The 21,728-nt window shown below is 67.1% G+C and carries 19 protein-coding genes and 1 other RNA gene; 14 read left to right on the top strand and 6 right to left on the bottom strand.

All coding sequences use genetic code 11. From position 1 onward, the window contains the following. The first annotated feature begins 42 nt into the window (after window positions 1-42). The 10 genes from P1L41_RS02115 to P1L41_RS02070 all read left to right on the top strand — a co-directional run bounded on the left by P1L41_RS02115 (window position 43) and on the right by P1L41_RS02070 (window position 10,066). Window positions 43-321: a DdfA family disk-determining factor gene (locus P1L41_RS02115; protein WP_276297233.1), complete on the top strand. Its 279-nt coding sequence runs from the start codon at window positions 43-45 to the stop codon at window positions 319-321. Window positions 322-391: 70 nt separating this feature from the next. Then, the gene (locus P1L41_RS02110; RefSeq protein ID WP_276297232.1) at window positions 392-796 is read left to right on the top strand and encodes a hypothetical protein; all 405 of its coding nucleotides are present in this window, start codon (window positions 392-394) and stop codon (window positions 794-796) included. Between the two features lie 234 nt (window positions 797-1,030). Beyond that, an RNA gene (gene rnpB, locus P1L41_RS02105) (RNase P RNA component) lies at window positions 1,031-1,453 on the top strand. A 93-nt stretch (window positions 1,454-1,546) separates the two neighbouring features. Next, the gene (locus P1L41_RS02100) at window positions 1,547-2,161 is read left to right on the top strand and encodes a rubrerythrin family protein (RefSeq protein WP_276297231.1); all 615 of its coding nucleotides are present in this window, start codon (window positions 1,547-1,549) and stop codon (window positions 2,159-2,161) included. 51 nt (window positions 2,162-2,212) lie between these two features. After that, window positions 2,213-4,273 carry an excinuclease ABC subunit UvrB gene (uvrB, locus tag P1L41_RS02095; protein WP_276297230.1) on the top strand — a complete coding sequence of 687 codons (2,061 nt, stop codon included), beginning with the start codon at window positions 2,213-2,215 and terminating at the stop codon, window positions 4,271-4,273. A gap of 149 nt (window positions 4,274-4,422) precedes the next feature. Further along, window positions 4,423-5,970 carry an ATP-binding protein gene (locus tag P1L41_RS02090; RefSeq protein WP_276297229.1) on the top strand — a complete coding sequence of 516 codons (1,548 nt, stop codon included), beginning with the start codon at window positions 4,423-4,425 and terminating at the stop codon, window positions 5,968-5,970. A 49-nt stretch (window positions 5,971-6,019) separates the two neighbouring features. After that, on the top strand, window positions 6,020-6,481 hold the full coding sequence (locus P1L41_RS02085) for an FKBP-type peptidyl-prolyl cis-trans isomerase (RefSeq protein WP_276297228.1): 462 nt from the start codon (window positions 6,020-6,022) through the stop codon (window positions 6,479-6,481). 43 nt (window positions 6,482-6,524) lie between these two features. Then, window positions 6,525-7,013, top strand: a complete 489-nt coding sequence (locus P1L41_RS02080; RefSeq protein WP_276297227.1) for a cation:proton antiporter regulatory subunit — start codon at window positions 6,525-6,527, stop codon at window positions 7,011-7,013. Then, on the top strand, window positions 7,013-8,209 hold the full coding sequence (locus tag P1L41_RS02075; RefSeq protein WP_276297226.1) for a cation:proton antiporter: 1,197 nt from the start codon (window positions 7,013-7,015) through the stop codon (window positions 8,207-8,209). Before P1L41_RS02080 ends, P1L41_RS02075 begins: the two co-directional genes overlap by 1 nt. A 930-nt stretch (window positions 8,210-9,139) precedes the next feature. Further along, entirely contained in the window at window positions 9,140-10,066 is a 927-nt protein-coding gene (locus tag P1L41_RS02070) for a hypothetical protein (protein WP_276297225.1), read from the top strand. On the opposite strand, the gene P1L41_RS02065 is transcribed toward P1L41_RS02070, so the two are convergent. From P1L41_RS02065 to P1L41_RS02055, 3 genes are all read right to left on the bottom strand, one after another. Beyond that, window positions 10,067-11,005: a M48 family metallopeptidase gene (locus P1L41_RS02065; protein WP_276297224.1), complete on the bottom strand. Its 939-nt coding sequence runs from the start codon at window positions 11,003-11,005 to the stop codon at window positions 10,067-10,069. A 708-nt stretch (window positions 11,006-11,713) separates the two neighbouring features. Then, complete coding sequence (locus tag P1L41_RS02060) at window positions 11,714-13,450, bottom strand: excinuclease ABC subunit C (RefSeq protein WP_276297223.1); 1,737 nt, start codon at window positions 13,448-13,450, stop codon at window positions 11,714-11,716. Between the two features lie 33 nt (window positions 13,451-13,483). After that, window positions 13,484-14,104 carry a hypothetical protein gene (locus P1L41_RS02055; protein ID WP_276297222.1) on the bottom strand — a complete coding sequence of 207 codons (621 nt, stop codon included), beginning with the start codon at window positions 14,102-14,104 and terminating at the stop codon, window positions 13,484-13,486. A 630-nt stretch (window positions 14,105-14,734) separates the two neighbouring features. Here P1L41_RS02055 and P1L41_RS02050 point away from each other — a divergent pair. The 4 genes from P1L41_RS02050 (at window position 14,735) to ligA (ending at window position 18,973) form a co-directional block, all read left to right on the top strand. After that, window positions 14,735-15,226, top strand: coding sequence for a zinc ribbon domain-containing protein (locus tag P1L41_RS02050; RefSeq protein ID WP_276297221.1), 492 nt, complete (start codon window positions 14,735-14,737; stop codon window positions 15,224-15,226). 65 nt (window positions 15,227-15,291) lie between these two features. Continuing rightward, a complete protein-coding gene (locus tag P1L41_RS02045) occupies window positions 15,292-16,401 on the top strand; it encodes a pyridoxal-phosphate-dependent aminotransferase family protein (protein ID WP_276298485.1) in 1,110 nt (369 codons plus the stop codon). A 106-nt stretch (window positions 16,402-16,507) separates the two neighbouring features. Further along, complete coding sequence (locus P1L41_RS02040) at window positions 16,508-16,819, top strand: HalOD1 output domain-containing protein (RefSeq protein WP_276297220.1); 312 nt, start codon at window positions 16,508-16,510, stop codon at window positions 16,817-16,819. A gap of 60 nt (window positions 16,820-16,879) precedes the next feature. Beyond that, the gene (ligA, locus tag P1L41_RS02035) at window positions 16,880-18,973 is read left to right on the top strand and encodes an NAD-dependent DNA ligase LigA (RefSeq protein WP_276297219.1); all 2,094 of its coding nucleotides are present in this window, start codon (window positions 16,880-16,882) and stop codon (window positions 18,971-18,973) included. Between the two features lie 11 nt (window positions 18,974-18,984). Here the strand turns inward: ligA and P1L41_RS02030 are convergent, their stop codons facing one another. The 3 genes from P1L41_RS02030 to P1L41_RS02020 form a co-directional block, all read right to left on the bottom strand. Continuing rightward, a complete protein-coding gene (locus P1L41_RS02030) occupies window positions 18,985-20,022 on the bottom strand; it encodes an ABC transporter permease subunit (RefSeq protein WP_276297218.1) in 1,038 nt (345 codons plus the stop codon). Next, window positions 20,019-20,933 (bottom strand): ABC transporter ATP-binding protein, encoded by a 915-nt coding sequence (locus tag P1L41_RS02025; protein WP_276297217.1) that lies wholly within the window; start codon window positions 20,931-20,933, stop codon window positions 20,019-20,021. Before P1L41_RS02025 ends, P1L41_RS02030 begins: the two co-directional genes overlap by 4 nt. A 63-nt stretch (window positions 20,934-20,996) precedes the next feature. Beyond that, window positions 20,997-21,272, bottom strand: a complete 276-nt coding sequence (locus P1L41_RS02020) for a DUF7967 family protein (RefSeq protein WP_276297216.1) — start codon at window positions 21,270-21,272, stop codon at window positions 20,997-20,999. Window positions 21,273-21,728: the final 456 nt, after the last annotated feature.

The following is a 21,728-nucleotide window of genomic DNA, read 5'->3' as shown; positions in this document are numbered from 1 at the left end:
TGACGCGAATTTATACCTGATTGAACATAAGCAACACCTGTCATGTCTTCACAGGTGGGGACCGAGGCGGGAGAATCGCGAGCACAGACGCAACACAGAGCGGTCAGCGAGACGAGCCGTGCGGTCGTCGACGCGGTCGCCGAGGTGGCGGGGACGACTCCGACGGCGCTTCCCGGTCTGAACGATGTTGTCGACCCGGATGCGCTCGACGCTATCTTCGCGGGCGACCGCACGAACGGTCAGGTGACGTTCAACTACGCCGGCTACCGGGTGACCGTCGACGCTGACCGGCGGGTCTCCGTGGTCGAGTCCGTCGAGTGACGGGGCCGGGACGCGACTGTCCCCTCTAGCCACCACAAGACACTCCCACGACCCGTTCCGACCGCCAGCTATGCGTCACGTGCCCTCCCCGAACGCCGACGCCAGGGCGCTCCGCCCGCTGATTGCCGTCCTCCTGGGTGCCCTCCTCGTGGTCACGGGGTTCCTCTTTACCACCGGCGGAGCCGCCCCGTCAGACCAGCCGGTGTCGGTCACCGTGACCGCCGCCCCCGTCGACAGCGTCCCGGCGGACGCGACGGTCCACCGGCACGACGACTTCGAGTTCGCCTCGCCGGTCCACCGGGCTGTGACGAAGGCCGACGACGCCGGCCCGGTCACGATGAACGCCACCGTCGAAGCCCCGTCGGCGGTCCGGCTCCCCGACGGCGCCGACCGGACCCGGTACTACGTCCGCAGCGACCTGCAACTGACGCCCGCGGACGCGCTCTTCCGGGTCACCGTCGAGACGAGTGACTGACCGCGAGGCAGGCGTGGCCGCGCCGGCGTCTCGTCGCCGGCGCCGGGGACAGGCAGGCCAACGCAAGCATCCGGCGGCGAAGCCGCCGGTTCCCCGGTCGCGAGCGCAGCGAGCACCGGCTTTTTTGGTCCAGATTTTTGCGCGGGGGTTGAGCGGTCGCCGGCGGCGAGCGCGAGCCCCCGTGGAAAAAGGTGGGTGGCAAGCCTTATCGGCGCCAATCGTCTACGCTCAGGTGGCAGAGGGAGGCCGGCTCCCGTGCCGCGAGGCATGAGGAAAGTCCCCCCACCCGTCGAACAGGTGACCGGGCGCAAGCCCGGGGCGGGAGACCGTCGGCGATGGAACAGCAACGACACGTCGTCGCGAGACCGATGAGGTGCGCGAACCCCGACCGAGGCCGCCGTGGACCGTTGACGCGCCCCACGCTTTCGTGGGCCGTCTTCGACGCCCCACGCTGCCGAAGGAAGAGGGAGTTAACCCACCGAGGGCTACCCGTGGGCCGTCTTCGACGCCCCACGCTCGCGACGGACCGATGGAACGGCGAATCCTCTCCGGTGCAAGGCTGCGTCGACAGGTAGTTCGACACCGCGCGCGAGCGCTCGGACGTGGCCGCTGAGCCGAATGCCGGCCCGAACAGAAGGGGGCTTACTCCCCTCAGCCACGACGCGTTCGAGTGCCCACGCCGCGTGTTTTCACGGAGGTCTCGGACACGCCAACGATGGTTACAAGCACGGCCCGCCCGCAGTGGCACGTATGGATGCAGCGGCCCTCATCGACGACGTCACCGACGACCAGCAGACCGAACTCTCGCGTATCGGTTCCTCGAAGCTGCTCTACGCCGACACGCGCGGCGAGATGGACGAGGAGACCGTCTACGCGACGGCCGCCGCCCGCGAGGCCGCCGCCAGCGAGACGTTCGCGGCCTGGGCCGACGACGAGAACCACGCGGAGGCGGCAGCACTGTTCGCTGACGCGGCAGACGACGCCAGCGCCCGGCTCGACGCGCTCGACGCCGACCCCGCCGACTGGACGCCGGCGATGCACGACCCGCTCGACGACATCGACGGCACCGCCGCGCGCTTGGGCGGCTTGCTGGGCTGGACGCTCGTCGACAAGAAGGTCAAAGAACAGCTGACCGGCTTCTTCACCGGGCAGGCCGACCCACAGACCGCGAGCACGTTCCGCAGCGCCGGGAGCGACGTCCTCGACCTGCGCGAGGAGGTCACCGACCTGCTCGATATCGTCTGTGCGGACGACGCGGACTGGGAGCGCGCTCAGGAGAGTGCGAATGCGGTCATCGAGGCGGCCTACGACGAGTTCTTCTCGACGCTCGAGAACCTGGGCGTCAACCCCAAGCCGGTCTGCTGACCCGACCGGGAGAGCGTACTGCTCAAGACGTTCCAGCCCTACCCTCTGGTAATGACCGACGCCGGTGGCCCACTCTCCATCGACCGCCCGGACGCGGACACCGAGTTCCGGGTCGACGCACCGTTCGAGCCCGCTGGCGACCAGCCCGAGGCCATCGAGCAACTCGCCGCGGGCTATCGCGACGGGATGGACAAGCAGACCCTGCTGGGCGTGACGGGGTCGGGCAAGACCAACACCGTCTCGTGGGTCGTCGAGGAGCTGCAGGCGCCGACGCTCGTCATCGCTCACAACAAGACGCTCGCCGCGCAACTGTACGAGGAGTTCCGCAACCTCTTCCCGGACAACGCCGTCGAGTACTTCGTCTCCTATTACGACTACTACCAGCCCGAGGCCTACGTCGAGCAGACAGACACCTTCATCGACAAGGACGCCTCCATCAACGACGAGATCGACCGCCTGCGCCACTCCGCGACCCGCTCGCTGTTGACCCGCGACGACGTCATCGTGGTCGCCTCCGTCTCGGCTATCTACGGTCTGGGTGACCCGCGCAACTACGTCGACATGTCGCTGTCGCTGGAGGTCGGCCAGGAGATCGACCGCGACGAGTTGCTTGGCCACCTGGTCGACCTGAACTACGAGCGCAACGACGTCGACTTCACCCAGGGCACCTTCCGCGTGCGCGGTGACACGCTCGAAATCTACCCGATGTACGGCCGCTACGCGCTGCGCGTGGAGTTCTGGGGCGACGAGATCGACCGGATGCTGAAGGTCGACCCCCTGGAAGGGAAGGTCGTCCGCGAGGAACCCGCGGCGCTGGTCCACCCGGCGGAACACTACTCCATCCCAGAACAGCGCCTCGAACGCGCTATCGGGGAGATCGAGGAACTCTTAGAGCAGCGCATCCGCTACTTCGAGCGCCAGGGGAACGCCGTGGCCGCCCAGCGCATCGAGGAGCGCACCCGCTTCGACATCGAGATGATGCAGGAGACGGGCTACTGCTCGGGCATCGAGAACTACTCGGTCCACCTCTCGGACCGCGAGACCGGCGAGGCACCCTACACCCTGCTCGATTACTTCCCCGACGACTTCCTGACCGTCGTCGACGAGTCCCACCAGACCCTGCCCCAGATCCGCGGGCAGTTCGCGGGTGACAAGTCCCGCAAGGAGAGTCTCGTCGAGAACGGCTTCCGCCTTCCGACGGCATTCGACAACCGGCCACTCACCTTCGAGGAGTTCGAGGAGAAGACGGACCGGACGCTGTACGTCTCGGCGACGCCGGGCGACTACGAGCGCGAGGAGAGCGGGCAGATCGTCGAGCAGATCGTCCGGCCGACCTACCTCGTGGACCCCGCCGTCGAGGTGGCGTCGGCGACGGGCCAGGTCGACGACCTGCTTGCCCGCATCGACGACCGCATCGAGCGCGACGAGCGCGTGCTTGTGACGACGCTCACCAAGCGGATGGCCGAGGACCTCACGGAGTTCATCGAGGAGGCAGGCGTCGACGTCGCCTACATGCACGACGAGACCGACACGCTGGAGCGCCACGAGCTCATCCGCTCGCTCCGCCTGGGCGATATCGACGTGCTGGTGGGCATCAACCTCTTGCGCGAGGGCCTGGACATCCCCGAGGTGTCGCTCGTGGCCATCCTCGACGCCGACCAGCAGGGGTTCCTCCGGTCGGAGACGACGCTCGTCCAGACGATGGGTCGGGCGGCCCGGAACGTCAACGGCGAGGTCGTCCTCTACGCCGACGAGCGAAGCGACGCGATGAACGCCGCCATCGAGGAGACCCAGCGCCGGCGGCGCATCCAGCAGCAGTTCAACGAGGAACACGGCCACGAACCGACGACCATCGAGAAGGCCATCGGCGAGACGAACCTGCCGGGGAGCAAGACCGACACCAGCGGCGTCTCCAGCGACGGGGCCAGCGATGCCGACGAGGCGGCCGTCATGGTCGCCGACCTCGAAGAGCGGATGCAGGAGGCCGCCAACAACCTGGAGTTCGAACTCGCTGCCGACATCCGCGACCGCATCCGCGAGCTGCGCGAGGAGTTCGACCTCGACGGCGGCGGAGACGACGACGGCGTCCCGGCACCCCGGTCCGAGCGCTGACGCCGGGGTGTGGGTTCTCGACTCCGTTCTGCCCTCGTGACTCGGGCTGTCTCGGACGAGTGGAGCTAACTCCCGAAAAGCACTAGTAAGTCTACGGTAGATGGTAACAATATCGACGCTATCGGGTTACCGGAGACTGGAACGTAGCTATGACGACTGAATCGTTGGTCCGCGACAGGTTCGCGCTCAGTGGCCTCGTCGTCGCGGGACTCGGCTTCTTCCTCACGCGCTTTACCGTCACGCTCGCGGCCTACGACGACCCCACCTCGTTCGTCATCGCCGGTATCGTCCCGCTCGTCCTGGGGTTGGCGCTCGCGGCGTTCGGCGTCGCCCTCGTCGTCGGGGAGTTCGAGCGCTCGTTCGTTCGGACGGTCACACTCTGGTGTCTCGCCGGGACGACGGCGATGTTCCTCCTCGTCGTCCTGACCCTGCTTGGCAGCACGGGCCCCGGCGGGTTCATGTCCGCCCGGTCGCAGGCGTACCTCTCGAACTTCCTCATCGGCGGGAGCGTCGGCGGCGCGCTGACGGGCGTCTACGCCGCCAACACCGAGCGCCAGCGGTACGAACTCAGACAGGAGGCCAATCGGTCGGTGATGGTCAACCGCCTCCTCAGGGACGAAGTCCTCAACGCCCTGACCGTCATCCGAGGCCGCGTCGAGGTCGCGCGGGGCAACGAGGGCGAGCTCACGGACGCGACGCTCGACGCCATCGACCGGCGGTCGGGCGACGTGCGAACGACCGTCGAGAACGTCAAACACATCACGCGGGGCAGTCGGTCGGGCGACGGGCTCGAAGCCGTCGCCGTCGTGCCCTGTGTCGAGCAGGCGGTCGAGTCCGTCCGGCGGCAGTTCCCCGACGCACGGTACGTCGTCGAGACCGACTCGGCGGCCGACGTGACCGTCTGGGCCAATCCACTGCTCGAACACGTCGTCGCCGACCTGGTCGAGAACGCCGTCGCCTACAGCCACAGCGATACGCCGGTCGTCGAGGTCACCCTCTCGACCGACGCCGACCGGGTGACGCTCGACGTCACCGACGACGGGCCCGGACTCCCGCCGACGCAGCAGGCCCTCATCGAGCGGGGCGAGATCGCCGACTACAGCGACCGGTCGACCGGGTTCGGGCTGAACTTCGTCCGCCTGCTCGCTGATAGCTACGGGGCCGACGTCGACGCGACGGTCACCGACGACGGCACGACCATCTCGCTTGCCCTCCCGCGGGCCGACACCGACACGTCGGCCACCGACTCGACGGACACCACCTACGGCATCTCCTGGACCGAGACCGCCATCGCAGTCGGCGCGTCGCTGCTCGCCGGCGCGATGATGGCGATTCCGTTCTACGTCCTCGGTGGTGGCATCCCGATTATCGGCGCGCTCTACGGCGCGACCGACGCCTGGGTCGCGTGGATTACCCACCAGTTCCACAGCGTCGTCTTCGGTCTCGTCTACGCCGCCCTCGTCGCGGTCACTCCCCGACGGCACGGCGAGTACGTCCGGTACTACGGCGTCAGCCTCGCGTGGGCGACGGCGCTGTGGCTGGTCGCCTCCGGCGTAGTCATGCCGGTGTGGCTCCGACTGGTCGGCATCGACGCCGGGCTGCCGAACCTGACGGCACTCGCGTTCGTCGGGCACCTCCTCTGGGGGCTCTCCCTGGCGCTGTGCTACCGGCACGGCCGTCGGCTGTTCGGTCCGTGACTCGCTTCGCGACCAGACGGCTTATCCCTCGTCCCGATGTCCCGTCCGTATGCCAATCACAGCAGGTGACACCGTCACCATCGAGTACGTCGGCCGTCACGACGACGACACCGTCTTCGACACCTCACGCGAGGCGGTCGCCGAGGAGGCCGGCCTGGAGACGCGCCGCGAGTTCAGCCCGCTCACGTTCGAGGTCGGGGCTGGGAAGGTCATCGATGGGCTCGACGAGGCCCTCGAAGGGATGGACGAAGGCGACACCGACACGGTGACAATCCCGCCCGAAGCGGCCTACGGCGAGCGCAGCGACGACCGCGTCATCGACTACGACGCCGACGAGTTCGCGGCGATGGTCGAGGGCCACGAGCCCGAGGTCGGCATGCAGATTCAGACCGAACAGGGGCTCCCGGGGACCGTCTCGCATACCGACGACGAGGTCGTCCGCGTCGACTTCAACCACGACCTGGCCGGCGAGACGCTCACCTTCGAGGTCGAGGTTCTCTCGGTCGAGTGACCGGGGACCGGATGTTTATTTTCGTGCCGCGAGTTGCATCTGTATGACCGTCTACGAGACTGACGTGCCGGGCGTCGGCAAGAAGTTCGAAGTCGATCTCGACGGCGACGAGCGGCTCGTCCTGGTGATGCACCACGACGGCAAACGCGAGTTCTTCCACAAGACCAGTCCCGACGCGGACGCCGAGCGCCTCTTTACCCTCTCGGGGCAGCGCGCCCGCGAGGTCGGTGCCATCATCCAGGGCGCGTACTTCCAGCCGGTGGAACTGAGCGACGTCGAAGTCCCGCTCGGCGACGCCATCATCGAGTGGGTCGACGTCGAGGTGGGCTGTGGCCTGGAGGGCCAGACGCTCGCCGACGCGAACCTGCGAAAGCGGTCTGGTGCCTCCGTCATCGCCATCCAGCGGGAATCGGAGACGATTCCGAACCCCGACCCCGACGAGACGTTCCACGCGGGGGACATCCTCGTGGCGCTGGGCACGCGGGAGGAGCTCGACGCCCTGGAACGCCTGGTCGAGTCGGACGAAGACTGATGGCCGAGCTGCTGCTGGAGGTCGGCATCGCGCTCACCGGTATCGCTATCGCCGGTGGACTGGCGACCCGGAGCACCCTCTCGGTCATCCCGGCCTACATCGTCGTCGGCATCGTCCTCGGTCCGAACGAACCGACATCCATACTGGGGCTGCCTGTCGCCCTCGTCGGCGACAGAGAGTTCATCGACGTGCTGGCGGAGCTGGGCGTCGTCTTCCTCCTGTTCTTCCTCGGTCTGGAGTTCAGCGTGGACCAGCTCCTCCAGGACCGCAAGCGTATCACCGCCGTCGGCGGCATCGATTTCCTGATCAACTTCGGCGTCGGTGCGGCCATCGGCCTCGCCCTCGGCTGGCCCATCGTCGAGACGCTGTTCCTCGCCGGCATCGTCTACATCTCTTCGAGCGCCGTCATCACCAAGTCGCTCATCCAGGAAGGGTGGATCGCCAACGACGAGTCCAGCCCCATCCTCGGGACACTCGTCTTCGAAGACATCCTCATCGCGGTGTACCTCGCCCTGCTCGCAGCCATCACCGGTGGCGGTGGCCTCCGCCAGGCCGTCATCTCCGTCGGAACGGCGTTCCTCTTCCTCGGCGGTCTCGCCGCCATCGCGTGGTACGGCGCGGGGTGGCTCGACCGGGTCTTTTCGACCACCTCCGACGAGCTGTTCGTGCTCCGCATCGTCGGGCTGACGACGCTCGTCGCCGGCGCGGCGCTCGCACTTGGCGTTAGCGAGGCTGTCGCCGCGTTCTTCCTCGGCACTGGCCTGAGCCAGACCAGCCACGTCGAGCGCATCGAACACGTCGTCACGCCCGCCCGGGACATCTTCGCAGCGGTGTTCTTCTTCAGTATCGGGCTGACGACGGACGTCACACTCGTCGCCGGCGTCGCCGCCCTCGTCGGCGCGGCTGTGGTCCTGACGACTCTGGCCAAGTTCGTCAGTGGCACCCTCTCGGGTCGCGTCTACGACTTGACTCGACGGCGGTCGTTACGGGTCGGCCTGGGACTGGTCCCGCGGGGCGAGTTCTCGCTCGTCCTCGCGACGCTGGCCGCCAGCATCGGCACCGGCCGACTGGGAACCGTCATCCCCGCGTTCACCGTCGGCTACGTGCTCGTGATGAGTATCCTCGGCTCGGTGCTGATCCAGCGGGCCGACACCATCACGGACGCACTGCTCTCGCGGACGACCAGCGCGGAGTGACGGTCGCCCGACTTGCGCCTCTTCGTCTCGGTGACTCCCCCCAATGCAGAGGTGTCTGGGCTCCACGAGCGACGGAGTGCGAATGCACGGGACTCGAAGGACGTCAGCAGTAGCGGCTGAGATTTGATATAGCGATATCTGATATATAATGAATATCTCCCGGTCCACAGATTCACCGCTGAATTCGGTCGAAGCCTACCCTAAACTGTCGAATTGGGCTTTCTGGACGCAAGCTGCTCCGACGCGGACCGCTCGACGGGCAGCCGCATGCCTGTTTTATCCCCTGTGAGCAGCCGACCGACGAGCCGTTCCTCACGTCGTGGTGCCGGTCTTCGGGCTCCGCAGAGGGCCTCCGACAGTCCGTACCCGGTCTGGTGCTCCACCGCAACTGTCGCCGTGGGACCTCCCGACGAGCGGTGCCCGATGCTCGGCGTCCACTCGTTAGACTGATATCTAGCCACGGCAGCCGCCCTCGATTCTGGGACTACGACTCACTCTCATCCCTGTACACCCGTGGCTCGGGAGCAACCGGCCGGCCCTCCCTTGGACGCGCTCGCGGGCATCGCTGTCACAACCAAGTCCTGTTCTTCGCCGGAGTCGCCACTTCTCCGGAGAACTCTGGTGGTCTTGACCAGGTTCCGATGCGGCCACGGTAGCGACTCGACTCTGCCTGGGACGTCACCGTGACTGACGGCTGGGGCGACGTTCTGGCGAGGCTGGTAGCGGCGTCTGAAGACTGGATCTCAGCCGGCCGTTCAGTGCCGCTCTGCCGTCCTCAGGGCCGTCTTGCGGCGTTTCGTCCAGCTCGGGCTTTCCAGTCCATATACTGTTATCCGCTATATCGAATCGACTTCTGCGGTGCGCCCCGGCGCTTCGCTAGCGCTCTTCGTGGAGCAGCATCGTTTTGCCCGAGACGGTCGAAAGGCGCGCATGCCCGACCTTCCGCCCCATTGCCGACTCGAGGCGTCGCTTCCCGACGCCGCCGGCGACTACTTCGCGCCCGAACGCGAGTCGCTGGCGCAGTATCTCGACCTGGTGCCCGATTCGCTCGACCCGAGCGAGGGCGACGCCGCGGTCGGCCCCGTCTTCTCACTCCCCTGGATCTACGTCGCCGACCTGACCGGTTGGCGCGGCAGTTCGCTCGCTCGGCTCCTGGCTGCCGACGCCGGCTGTCCGTGCTATCAGCTGTCGACGAGCGCCCGGGATTCGGTGCCGACACTCTGGGCGATTCTCGACGAGAGCGCAGCCGGTCCGGTCGTTCTCCACGTCCAACTCCGGGGTGATACGGGGCCAGTCCCACCGACGCTGCGAGAAGCCGTCAATCGGGGGTTCGAGCGTCCAGGGACGGAGGACGAGGAGGCTATCTCCGGCGAACCCGCCAACGTCCTCGTCGTCTTCACAGACACCAGCCCCTCGAAACGTCTCGACGCCCCGCTGCCGGATTCGACCACGCCGCTGACCGGTGCTGTCCTCTCGTATGCCCCGCGTCGCGGGATGCTCCCGGAACTCCCCGACGGGACGACGTATCTCGACGACCCGCCGGCTATCCACGACCGCGAAGACGCCCTCGAGACACTCTTGGAGCAGGCACTCGCCGACGTCGGGTCCCCGGCTGACCGCGCGGCGTTCGTCTCCGCCGCCGTCGAGACGCTCTCGATAACCCACTCGCTCGTGGGAAAGCGCGACCTCCTGTTCGACGTCTCCCCACGGGCTGCGCTGAAGTACGGACGGTTGCTCGACGAAATCGAGCCCTCGAAGGCAATACGTCACCTGCAGACCGATGTCGTCCAGCAGGTGCCCCAGACGCCGGGGAGCGAGGACCTCCGGACGACGCTCCGAGACCTGTTCCCGTCGTAGTCAGCCCCGAAACCGTCCCGTCCGCTCGCGGTCGGCCCGCTCGACGAGTCGCTCGATTCTATCGTCCATCGGCGGGTGCGTCGAGAGCCACTGCGACAGGGGGCTGTCGTCCTCGCCGTGGACGTACAGCGGGGTCAACAGCCCCAGGTCCGGCGTCGAGGCGCGCTCTATCTTCCGCAGCGCGCGGGCGAGCGCGAGCGGGTTCCCGGTGACGGTCGCCGCCCGGTCGTCGGCGGCCCACTCCCGTCGTCGGGAGTACGCGAGCACGACCAGTGTCAGCGCCAACCCGACGAGGCTGACCACCCCCAGTGCGTTGCGCTGGACCCGTCCGAGCTGTGACTCCGACCACCGCTCGGGCGTGCCACGGATCAGCGCCAGCGCCCGTGCGACACCGCCAGCGAGGACGGCCACCGGGAGGACGAGGAGGACGAGGAGGCCGACGAGGTTCTGAAAGAGGCTGTAGGCGATGGTCTGGACCAGCGCGTCCCGATTCTCGAGGTGAGCGAGCTCGTGTGCCAGCAGCGCCTCCAGCTCCTCACCTGAGAGGAACCCGAACAGCCGCCTGTCGACGACGATGGCACCCTGGGACCCGCCGATCGCGAACGCGTTCGGGACCGGGAGGCGCGCGACGAGCAGGCTCGGCGGCTGGACGTCCATCCGCTCGGTGAGCCACGCCAATCGCTGATAGACACCCGGCGCACGGGCGTAGGGGAGTTCGACCGCGTCCAGCGACCGCTTGAGCTGTGCCGTTCCGGCCCAGTAACTCACCAGGCCGAAGATGACGGCACCCGACAGAATCGCCGCCGCTGCGACCGCCGGCGAGGGACGACGGGCCCACAGTTCGACGATCAGCCGATAGCCCACGATTGCCGCCAGCACGTAGACACAGAGTGACGCGACCCCGACGACTGCCATCGCGACCCGCCGTCCCGTGTGCATGGCCGAGCATAGGTGATGCCCGTAGAAATCGCTTCGGTGACCCCTCGCCCTCGGATGCCGTCGGTCAGCGACGTCGCCGAGCTGCCGGGTCGTTCTGTGTCGGGACGCTTCGGCGTGGAATCGATTTCGTATAGCGGCAGGCGATGTACAGCGTCAGACACTCGCCAGCGTCCGGCGAAACGATATCGGTACAGAGAGCCCTCAATACCGCCCAGAACCCCCTTCGAGTGATTTCCTCCGCCCACAATCAGTCATTGCCCGTTCCGATGTAACGCACCATGCCAGACCGGCAGGAGCTGGACGGTCGGCCCGTCCCAGTCGCTTCCTACGACTACCCGGTCGATGAGACCGACCGTGTCACCGACGTAGCGGTCTGCTCGTCTGCCTACAGCGAGCACAGCGTCGCCGGCGGCTGCCCCACTCCTCCCAGTCGGTAGTGTCGGTCGCAAACTGGTACCATACCGGTGTCGCCCAAGAATCAGCCAGTCCACCGACGAGCAGCGCGGGGGGTTCCGCCGGCCACCAGACGCCAAGCAGTACTTCGACACCGAACGAGAGCGCGACCAGCAGCACTGTCAGCGCGAGACCAGCGGAGTTCGTAGTTCACGTCTCGCCCGAAGACGGCTGTAACCCGATTATCCGGCGTTTTCGAGCAGTTGCCACAAGTTCGCTCGATCTCCGTGATGTATCGCTATCTGCTATACGAAATCAGTTCAGCCGCGTGCGAATCGTCTCCGCCGTGGCCTCGCCGACGCCGTCGACGGCGGTCAGCTCCGCCAGCGACGCCCCCCGGACGCCGTCGATGCTGCCGAAGCGGCGGAGCAGGCGAGTCCGCGTCTTCGGCCCGATACCGGGCACGTCGTCGAGTGCCGTCGAGACGTCGTCCCGGAGCGTCTGGTGGTACTGGACGGCGAAGCGGTGAGCCTCGTCCCGGACCCGCTGGAGCAGGTGGAGGTGGGGGGCGTCGTCTGGCCAGTCGTAGACGCCGTCGGCCGTGATGACGAGCTCTTCGTCTTTCGCGAGCGCGACGACCGGGACCTCCCACCCCGTCTCGGCCAGCGCGTCCCGGGCCGCCCCGAGCTGGCCGTCGCCGCCGTCGATGAGCAACAGGTCGGGGTCGACCCGGTCGTCCCTGCCTTCGAGGGAACGAACGGCTCGCCACCGGACCAGGTCGTGCATGTTCGCGTAGTCGTCGTTGCGCTCGGTGAGCTTCTTCCGGCGGTAGCCGGACTTCTGCGGGTGGCCGTCGACGAACGTGACGTTCGACCCGACGACGCTCCGCCCCTGAGCGTGGCTCACGTCGAACCCCTCGATTCGCTCCGGGCGGTCGATGCCCAGCGCGTCGGCGAGTCGACCCACGTCGTCGTCACTCCCGCCCCGCTGTCGGGCGTTCTTCAGTGCGAGGTCGACCAGCGTCGCCTCGCGGCCCGCGCCCGGGACTCGCAGGGCCACACCTTCGCTCGCCAGCCACCCCTCCAGCTCGGCGTCGGCGGGGTCCTCGGCACAGAGGATGGCGTCGGGCAGTTCGCGTTCGGCGTAGTACTGGGGGATGAAGGCCCGGTAGACGCCTGCCGCCCCCTCGCCGTCCGGTGCGTCGAGCGTGTGTCGGGAGCGGTCCACGAGTTTGCCGCTCTCTGCGTGTAGTCTGGCGACGATGGCCTTCTCGCCTTCGACGGCAACGCCCAGCACGTCGGTCGTCTCCGAGTACGTCGAGTCGCTGACTGCGCTGTCACCGCCACTGTGGAACGCCTCCACGGCGTCGAGTTTATCTCGCAGGTTCGCGGCCCGCTCGAACTCCTGGGCCGCGGCGGCGGCCTCCATCTCGCGACGGAGCGGGTCCGAGAGGATGCCCGTCTCGCCCTCGAAGAACCGCGTCACCGACTCGACGTCCTCGGCGTAGTCCGCTGCGTCGATTTCACCGGTACACGGAGCGGTGCAGATGCCCATCTCGTAGTCCAGGCACGGACGCTCGCGCGTGCTGTACTTGTGGTCCGTACAGCCCCGGAGGCCGTAGGTCTCGCGGAGCGCCTTGATGACCACTTCGACGCGCCCCTTGTCGGTGAACGGGCCGTACACCGTCGCGCCCTCCTCGGGGTCGCGGGTCACCTCGATGCGCGGGACGGCGTGGTCGGTCAGTTGCACCAGCGGATAGGACTTGTCGTCCTTCAGGCGGACGTTGTACGGCGGCCGGTGGCGCTTGATGAGGTTCGCCTCCAGCAGGAGCGCCTGGGTCTCCGTGTCGGTCACCGCGAAGTCGATGCGGTCGGCCCGTCCGACCATCTTCGCGATGCGCGTGCTCCGCGGGTCCGCGTACGAGCGGACGCGACTGCGCAAATCGACGGCCTTCCCGACGTAGAGCACCCGCTCCTCGCCGGTCTCGAACTGGTAGACGCCGGGCTCTCGCGGTAGTCCGCCCGCTCGCTCCCGGACCGCCTTCGCGTCCATCACTCCACGGTTGGCGCTCGGCGGAGTTGAACGTCACGGGAGCAGGTCGTCGACGGGTGTCGACCGGGCGGCGTCGGCGGGTGCGTCGCCGGGGAGGACGGCTGCTCTGACCTGGTCGACGACGTCCTCGTCGTCGGGGGCGGACAGTACGATGTCCTCGCCGCCGGCCACGCCGACCACGAGGACGCGCTCCCGACTCCACGCGTAGACGCCGAGGACGACGACGGACAGCGCCAGCGCCAGCCCGCCGAACAGCTGCATGAGGTCGTCGAGCTGGGCGAGCAGCGTGAGCAGCCCGCCGAGCAGCCCCATCATCTGTCCCAGACCGACGGCGCCGGCCGCCTCGCCCGAGCCAAGCGAGATTCCCTCGACCATGCTGTCGAGACTGACGACCTGCCCGGCCCCGACCAGTACTACGCCGACCACCAGCGCCTTGATACCCTGTTCGAGGAACTCCCCCTCCCCGCTGGTTCTCACATCGACGCCCTCCACGTTCGGTCGGTCGACCGTCCGGTAGTTCGGCCCCTCCCGGTCGGGCGTGAACGCGAGCAGGCGGTGGCTGGTCACCACGACGCCCCCCGACCCGACCCGGACCTCTGTCTCGATGGCCTCCCCGTCGTACAGGAGGTCCCCGGCCCGTTCGACCCAGTCCATATCTCTCCGTTGTTCGTACTCCGATTTGAATGTGCGCCCTCTTCGAGCCGTAGTGTTTAGTTAAGAAACCTCGGTAGTGAACAGCCAGAAAGCCCCGACCCGCTGGACTCGGGGGACTCGCTGCGCTCCTCGTCGTTCGCTCCGCTCACTCCTGCGGTGCTTGCGTCGTCCGCCGTCGTCCAGCGGGTCGCCCCTTTCAGTCCCACCCGAAACCGGGTGGTCAGCCAGCCTGGGCGGGACTGAAAGGGGCCGCGTTCTCAGCGAACCCCGGCGTTCGCAAGAGCAGCGCTCTTGCGCAGCCCACCAGAAACCCCCGATTTCTGAGGACGACGCAAGCACTGGACTGAGCGAACACCGTGAGCGAAGGAAGCGCACAGCGAGCCGCGGGTGGCGTGGGACCTCCGGTCCCACGTCCTGGTGAGCGGGCCCCTTGCCCGCGAACCAAAGCTGAGAACGCGGGGGCTTTCTGGCTGTCTGCACTCCTATTTTCGAAACTACACACTACCCTTCGAGCAAGGTCTGTAACCGAGACGGGTCGAACCCGAGAGCGCGTTCGATAGTCGCTACCCCACGATATATCCTACTCAGGGACCCAAACGGCTAACTTCACGACGGGCGACAGAAGATACAATGCGTTCCGACCCCCGCTGTCCCCACTGCAACGAGAAAGTGAGCGCGACGGCCTCCTGGTGTATGCACTGTGGCGCCGACTTCGCGGAGCCGGTCGACGCGAACGGGAACGACCTGGCGGCGGTCCTCGAACGGAGCGACTCGGACGACCTCATGGTCCTCGTCGGTGACAGCGAGTACGGCCAGCGGGCCGTCGGTATCGTGGTCGGTGCCATCGCCCTGTTCACGCTCCCAATCGTCTCACCGCCCGGGACGACGCTCCTCTATCTGGTCGCCGTCGTCGGCGTCGGCTACCTGACCGCCCAGCGCGAGACGGTCGCCGACGCCGTGGACCGCGGCGCCCAGCTGCTCGCGCTCGTCCCCTTCCTCCTCTGGCTGTTCGCCGCGTTTTCGGGTCGTGCCGTCGGTATCGGCGTCCTCGTCGGGCCGGTGGTGTACGCCGCGCTCGCGCTCTTTGTCGCCCGCCGCGTCCGCGAGCGACTCGAGGCCTGAGCCACGCCGGTATCAAAACTACCATACCACCGCACTACGAGGGGGGAGGTACCAAGGTGTCACCCGTGACCGAAAAACGCGAATATACCGACGACTATCCCGAGAAGACGCTGTACCTTCCCGGTCCCACCGAAGTCCGCGACGACGTCATCGAGGCGATGGCCCAGCCGATGTTCGGCCACCGGATGGACCGGATGACCGACCTCTATACGACCATCGTCGAGGACACCAAAGAGTTCCTCGGCACCGACAACGAGACCATCGTTCTCACTGCCTCGGGGACGGAGTTCTGGGAGGCCACGACGCTCAATCTCGTCGACGACAACATGCTCTGTGCGACCTCCGGCAGCTTCAGCGAGCGCCAGGCCAACGTCGCCGAGCGCCTGGGCAAAACCGTCGACCGCATCGAGTACGACTGGGGGCAGGCCGTCAAGCCCGCGGACATCCGCGACGCGCTCGAAGACGGCGAGACGGACTACGACGCCGTCGGCGTGGTGATGAACGAGACGTCGACCGGCGTCCGCAACCCCGTCGAGGAGATCGGCGACCTGCTCGGTGACTATCCGGACACCTACTTCGTCGTCGACGCCATCTCCTGTCTCGGCGGGGACTTCGTCGACATCGAGGCACACAACATCGACTGCATCTTCACCTCGACGCAGAAGGCCTTCGCGATGCCCCCCGGCCTCGCCGTCTGTACCGTCAGCGACGCCGCATACGAGCGCGAACTGGAGAAGGAGTCCGCATCGTGGTACGGTGGCTTCCAGCGCTGTCTGGACTACTACGACCGGAAGGGCCAGACCCACTCGACGCCCGCCATCCCCATCATGCTGGCCTACCGCAAGCAGATGAAACACATGCTCGAGGAGGGCCACGACGCCCGCGACCAGCGCCACCGCGAGATGGCCGAATACACCCGCGAGTGGGCCCGCGAGCACTTCGGGCTCTTCCCCGAGGACGGCTACGAGTCCCAGACGGTGACCTGCGTCGAGAACACGCAGGACATCGACGTGGCCGCAACCGTCGAGGGCGTTTCGGAACAGTACGACATGGTCTTCTCCAGTGGCTACGGCGACCTGAGCGAGGAGTCGTTCCGAATCGGTCACATGGGTGAACACACCGTCGAGAGCATCACAGAACTCACCGACGCCATCGAGGACGTCGCCGGCCTGTAGGCCGGAGAGCGTCTGTCGCTTCCGTTCCGGGGCTATTTCTCTCACTGATAATGTTGAGGTGAGTATATGTATATCCAGATACAAATGGTACGTAGGTGACGACAAGATGAGCGCAATTGAGACCATGGCTGACATCCACACGTCGGATTCTGTCGAGATCGCGAGACAGGAGTTCGACTGGTCGACGGTAGACCCGAGTACGGGTATCGCCGAAGTCCTGGCCGACGTCAGGGGCTGTGACCCGTCCGACATCGGGCCGTTGTACGACCTGCTCAACTCCGACGCGCTGGATTCGCTGGTTCGAAGTCCCAAGCAATCGGGTGGGTGTGCGGTCCTCTTCCCGTACGAGGACCTCACGGTCTCCGTCACAGGGGCCGGCGAGGTCGTGGTCTACGCTCAGGGGAGCGACGAGCCGTAGTCCCGCAGTCTCCTCCGCGTGACGTAGCGGCTTAGTACCCGGCACCCCCAGCCTCTGGCAATGGTAGCCGCCTTCGACTCCGATATCGCGGACAACCCGTACGTCGAAGCCCCGCCGACGTCGTTCGACGACGTCGAGACGCTCGATGAAGCGGCGGCCCGCAAGCAGGCCGAGCAGTTGCGCGAGGCCATCCGGTACCACGACCACCGGTACTACGTCGCCGACGACCCGGTCATCGGCGACCGGGCGTACGACGCGCTGTTCGCCCGTCTCCAGACGCTCGAAGGGGCCTTCAACATCGCGACGCCCGACAGCCCGACCCAGCGCGTCGGCGGTGAACCGCTGGACGAGCTCGGGGAGGTCGACCACGTCGCACCGATGCGGTCCATCGACCAGGGCGGGGAGGCCGACGACGCCCGCGAATTCGACGACCGTGTTCGCCGTGGGCTGGCCGACTTCGACGGCGACGTGGCCTACTTCTGCGAGCCGAAGTTCGACGGCCTCTCGGTCGAGGTGGTCTACGAGGACGGCGTCTTCCAGCGTGCGGCCACCCGCGGCGACGGCCAGGTCGGTGAGGACGTCACCGCGAACGTCCGGACCATCAGTAGCGTCCCCCAGCGCCTTCGCGGGGACTACCCTGACTTCCTCGCGGTCCGCGGCGAGGTGTACATGCCCCGGGACGCCTTCACCGAGTACAACCGCGAGCGGGTCGAGGCCGGCGACGACCCCTTCGCCAACCCGCGCAACGCCGCCGCCGGGACGCTCCGGCAGCTGGACCCGAGCGTCACCGCCCAGCGCCCCCTCTCCGTGTTCTTCTTCGGTGTCCTCGACTCCTCGGCCGAGTTCGAGCGCCACGACGAGATACACGACCGCCTGCCCGCGTGGGGCCTGCGCGTGTGTGACCGGACGCGCGTGGTCGACGACATCGAGGCGGCCATCGACTACCGCGACGCGCAGTTGGCGGCCCGCGACGACCTGGACTACGGGATAGACGGCGTCGTCCTCAAGGTGAACGACACCGACGCCTGCGAGACCCTGGGGACGACCAGTCGAGCGCCACGCTGGGCGTTCGCGTACAAGTTCCCCGCGCGCAAGGAGGCGACCACCGTCCGGGACATCGTCGTCCAGGTTGGGCGAACCGGACGGCTCACCCCGGTCGCGCTGATGGACCCAGTCGAGGTCGGCGGCGTCACGGTGACCCGCGCCTCGCTGCACAACCCCTCGCTCGTCGAGGAACTCGGCGTGGACATCGGCGACCGGGTCCGTATCAAGCGCGCCGGGGACGTCATCCCGGACGTCGTCGAGGTGGTCGAGAAAGACGGTGACGGCCACTTCCAGTTCCCCGACACCTGTCCGGTCTGTTCGAGTCCGGTCGAACGGGACGGGCCGATGGCCTTCTGTACCGGCGAGCTCTCCTGTCCCGCCCAACGCGAACGCGCCGTCGAACACTACGCCAGCCGCGACGCGCTGGACATCGAGGGGCTGGGCGAGAAAGCCGTCACACAGCTGCTCGAGGGCGGGTTAGTCGAGAGCCCCGCGGACCTCTATACCCTCTCGGTCGCGGACCTGGTCGACCTGGAGGGGTGGGGCGAGACGAGCGCCGAGAACCTCGTCCGCGAGGTCGAGGCAACCACCGAGCCGCCGCTCGCGGACTTCCTCGTCGCGCTGGGCATCCCGGACGTGGGTGGCGTCACCGCGCGGAACCTCGCCCGGGAGTTCGGGACCTTCGAGGCCGTCCTCGAGGCCGCCGAGGCCGGCGACACCGATGCCTTCGAAGCCGTCCCGGACGTCGGTCCCGAGGTCGCCGCCTCCGTGGTCGAGTTCTTCGGTCACGAGGGGAACCGCGCCGTCGTCGACCAGTTACTCGAACACGTCGACCCGGTGCCCGCCGAAGAGACCGGCGGCGACGCCCTCGACGGACTGACCTTCGTGTTCACCGGGTCGCTCGCCGACGTCACGCGCAGCGAGGCCCAGGACCTGGTAGAGCGACACGGCGGGTCGGCGACGTCGAGCGTCTCTGGCAACACGGACTACCTGGTCGTCGGCGACAGTCCGGGACAGCGGAAACGCGAGGACGCCGCGGAAAACGACGTCGAGCAACTGGACGAAGCGGCGTTCCACGACCTGCTCGAAGCGTACGGCGTCGAACCGTAGCCCCGCTCACCTCAGAGGTCCACGACGTTGAACGTGTAGTAGGCGAGGGCGGCCGCGACGCCGATCCAGGCGACCATGTAGACGAAGACGGCCGGGTCCGAGAAGTAGAACGGAATCGACCGGACGGTGTCGCCACAGACGGTCGTGTTGCCGAAGAGGCCGCGCTGGACCGTCGCGTTCCCGTTGAGGACGCCGGTACAGATCTCCTGCATCTGGGTGCTGTTCTGGCTGAACATCCGGTACCGCGAGGAACGCATCGCGTTCGACCCCTCGGTCAGCATCGAGTTCGTCAGCGTCTTGTACGCCTGATTGGGGTTGATGAGCTTGACGAACAGGACGACGTTCCAGCGCAGCGTCCCGGAGACGCCGAGATACTGCGAGAGGAGGTCGCCGATGCTGTTGGCCAGCGAGTTCCACCCGAAGGTGAAGTAGAAGTAGACGAAGAAGCTCGCGATGGCCGACCGGAAACTCGTCGAGAAGGCCCCGGAGATGCTGACGACGATGGCGACGAACACGACGGTAAACGCCAGCGTGTAGAGGACGAACAGCCCGAAGAGGTCGCCCTTGAACGTCAGTTCCGAAGCGACGAAGAACAACGCCGTCAGCGCCAGGGCGAACGCGAGGGTGACGCCGGCGACGACACAGCGGCCGACGACCTTCCCGACCAGCACGTCGCGCCGCGAGAACGGCAGCGACAGCAGGAGCTTCAGCGACCCGCTGGTCCGCTCTTTCGTGATGGCGGCGTAGCCCACGAACAGCGCGACGACGGGGACCAGCAGCGTCACCATGTTCAGGTACACCGAGGAGATGAGGAACTGCATCCCGATGTCCTGGCCCGACGGCCCGAAGTCGAAGAAGCCGAAGACGACGCTCGCCGGCGGCAGCATGAAGAAGACGGTGAAGAGCACCGAGAGCACGAGGAAGCCCCGCGAGCGGATAGCGTCCTTGAACTCCTTTTTCGCGACCGGGTACCAGTCGAACTGGTCGCGCAGCGCCGCGTCGACACCGCCCATGTCCGAGCGCATGTTGCGGTCGTCGCTTCCGCTCATCGCTCGCCTCCCGTGTAGGTGGCAAAGAGGTCCTCGAGCGAGGCCTCGGTCGTCTCGAAGTCCGCCACCTCGCTCCCTGCTTCCTCGATGGCGTTGAGGATGGTCATCTTCGCGTCGCTCTCGCAGTTGATGGCGAGGGTGCCGCCGTCGGCCGACACCGACGAGACCACGTCGAGTCCCGTGACGGCCTCGACTGCAGCGTCCACCTCGCCGTCGGCGAGCGTGACGTGGAGCGTCGTCCCGCCTTCGGTCCGGTCGCGCAACTCGTCGACGGAGTCCTTGGCGATGAGCCGCCCGTCCTGGAGGATGCCGACGGTGTCACAGACGGCCTCGACCTGGCCGAGGATGTGCGAGGAGAAGAAGACGGTCGCGCCCCGCTCGCTCTCCTCGCGGACGAGCTCGCGCATCATCCGGGCGCCGTTGGGGTCCAGGCCGGAGGAGGGCTCGTCCAAGATGAGCAGGTCCGGCTCGTCGACCAGCGCCATCGCGAGGACGAGTCGCTGGGTCATCCCCTTCGAGTAGCCGCCGGCGTTCCGGGCGGCGTCCTCGGCGTCTAAGCCGACCCGGTCGAGCAGTGCCATCGGGTCGTCGTCGGCGTCTTTCGCCTCGATGACGAACTGCAGGTGTTCACGGCCGGTGAGCCGCTCGTAGACGTCGTACCCCTCCGGGAGGACGCCCGTGCGGTCCCGGATGGCTTTCGACTCCGCGCGCGTGTCAACGCCGAGGACGGACGCCGACCCCTCGGTGGGCCGGACGAAGTCGAGGAGGATGTTGATGGTGGTCGACTTCCCGGCCCCGTTGGGCCCCAGGAACCCGAACACCTCCCCCTCCTCGACGGTCAGGTCGACCTCTTCGAGGGCGGTGACGTCGCCGAATCGCTTCGTGACGCCGTCTAGTTCGATAGCGGCCATACGGCCGCGTTGTGACGGCATCGGATATAGTCTTTCGTCTCGGAGTTGGCGGGCGGCGGCGGCTCAGACTTCCTCCTCGGGGTCGTGTTGCTCGGCCATCCGCGTCGCCTCGGCCGCGTACCGCTCGCGCGTCTCGGCGTCCCCCACGGGTTCGAGTCGCGCCGGTTCCACGTCGGTAGCGGCCGTGACGGTCTTCCGCATCAGGAGGTTCGTCGAGAGCTGTTTGGTCAGCTGCCGGTCGCCGTCGGGCGTCGCGTAGACCAGCGTCACCACGCGTTCGTCGCCGTAACTCGACCGCTCGACCAGCCAGCACTGGACCGTGTCCTCAGACTCGCTCATTGCGCTGTGTTGTGGGGCCGGCGGTTTGGCTCTGTTGAAACGGGCCGCAACTGGCTATCCTCGCTCCGAGAAGTGCGGCCATCGGGTCTCTGCGAAGGGCCGTCTACTGCGTCTGCACCACCTACAATACAACTAAATTTGCACTATCTAAAATACAATAGTAGATTTTAACACGGTGGACTCCGACACCAGGTATTGCAGCGCGAGAATCACCACCCACCGATACGGGTGAGGAGAAGTGAGGAGTGCCAATAGTGACAACTACGAACTGGAGCGACGACGGGACCGACCGGAGATACCCCCGCGACGTGGGAACGCGCCCAGCGATTCGCGAGGGCGCACCGCGACACAGCTGGCGCGTGCAAGTCGGTTCTGAGATATGTCCAACTGGCGCTGCTCTTGATGCCGGATTCGACGAGTCCGGTGCTGATTCTCGACGGCCGCACTCTCGTAACT

The organism is Haloarcula ordinaria, assembly GCF_029338275.1.
Taxonomy (GTDB): domain Archaea; phylum Halobacteriota; class Halobacteria; order Halobacteriales; family Haloarculaceae; genus Haloarcula; species Haloarcula ordinaria.
This window is presented reverse-complemented; position numbering and strand designations above follow the sequence as displayed.

Coding starts and splice junctions, on each gene's coding strand:
- P1L41_RS02080 (WP_276297227.1), top strand. CDS start 6,525: ATGACCGTCTACGAGACTGACGTGCCGGGCGTCGGCAAGAAGTTCGAA.
- ligA (WP_276297219.1), top strand. CDS start 16,880: ATGGTAGCCGCCTTCGACTCCGATATCGCGGACAACCCGTACGTCGAA.
- P1L41_RS02115 (WP_276297233.1), top strand. CDS start 43: ATGTCTTCACAGGTGGGGACCGAGGCGGGAGAATCGCGAGCACAGACG.
- P1L41_RS02020 (WP_276297216.1), bottom strand. CDS start 21,272: ATGAGCGAGTCTGAGGACACGGTCCAGTGCTGGCTGGTCGAGCGGTCG.
- P1L41_RS02070 (WP_276297225.1), top strand. CDS start 9,140: ATGCCCGACCTTCCGCCCCATTGCCGACTCGAGGCGTCGCTTCCCGAC.
- P1L41_RS02055 (WP_276297222.1), bottom strand. CDS start 14,104: ATGGACTGGGTCGAACGGGCCGGGGACCTCCTGTACGACGGGGAGGCC.
- P1L41_RS02060 (WP_276297223.1), bottom strand. CDS start 13,450: ATGGACGCGAAGGCGGTCCGGGAGCGAGCGGGCGGACTACCGCGAGAG.
- P1L41_RS02110 (WP_276297232.1), top strand. CDS start 392: ATGCGTCACGTGCCCTCCCCGAACGCCGACGCCAGGGCGCTCCGCCCG.
- P1L41_RS02030 (WP_276297218.1), bottom strand. CDS start 20,022: ATGAGCGGAAGCGACGACCGCAACATGCGCTCGGACATGGGCGGTGTC.
- P1L41_RS02040 (WP_276297220.1), top strand. CDS start 16,508: ATGAGCGCAATTGAGACCATGGCTGACATCCACACGTCGGATTCTGTC.
- P1L41_RS02085 (WP_276297228.1), top strand. CDS start 6,020: ATGCCAATCACAGCAGGTGACACCGTCACCATCGAGTACGTCGGCCGT.
- P1L41_RS02090 (WP_276297229.1), top strand. CDS start 4,423: ATGACGACTGAATCGTTGGTCCGCGACAGGTTCGCGCTCAGTGGCCTC.
- P1L41_RS02100 (WP_276297231.1), top strand. CDS start 1,547: ATGGATGCAGCGGCCCTCATCGACGACGTCACCGACGACCAGCAGACC.
- P1L41_RS02065 (WP_276297224.1), bottom strand. CDS start 11,005: ATGCACACGGGACGGCGGGTCGCGATGGCAGTCGTCGGGGTCGCGTCA.
- uvrB (WP_276297230.1), top strand. CDS start 2,213: ATGACCGACGCCGGTGGCCCACTCTCCATCGACCGCCCGGACGCGGAC.
- P1L41_RS02025 (WP_276297217.1), bottom strand. CDS start 20,933: ATGGCCGCTATCGAACTAGACGGCGTCACGAAGCGATTCGGCGACGTC.
- P1L41_RS02075 (WP_276297226.1), top strand. CDS start 7,013: ATGGCCGAGCTGCTGCTGGAGGTCGGCATCGCGCTCACCGGTATCGCT.
- P1L41_RS02050 (WP_276297221.1), top strand. CDS start 14,735: ATGCGTTCCGACCCCCGCTGTCCCCACTGCAACGAGAAAGTGAGCGCG.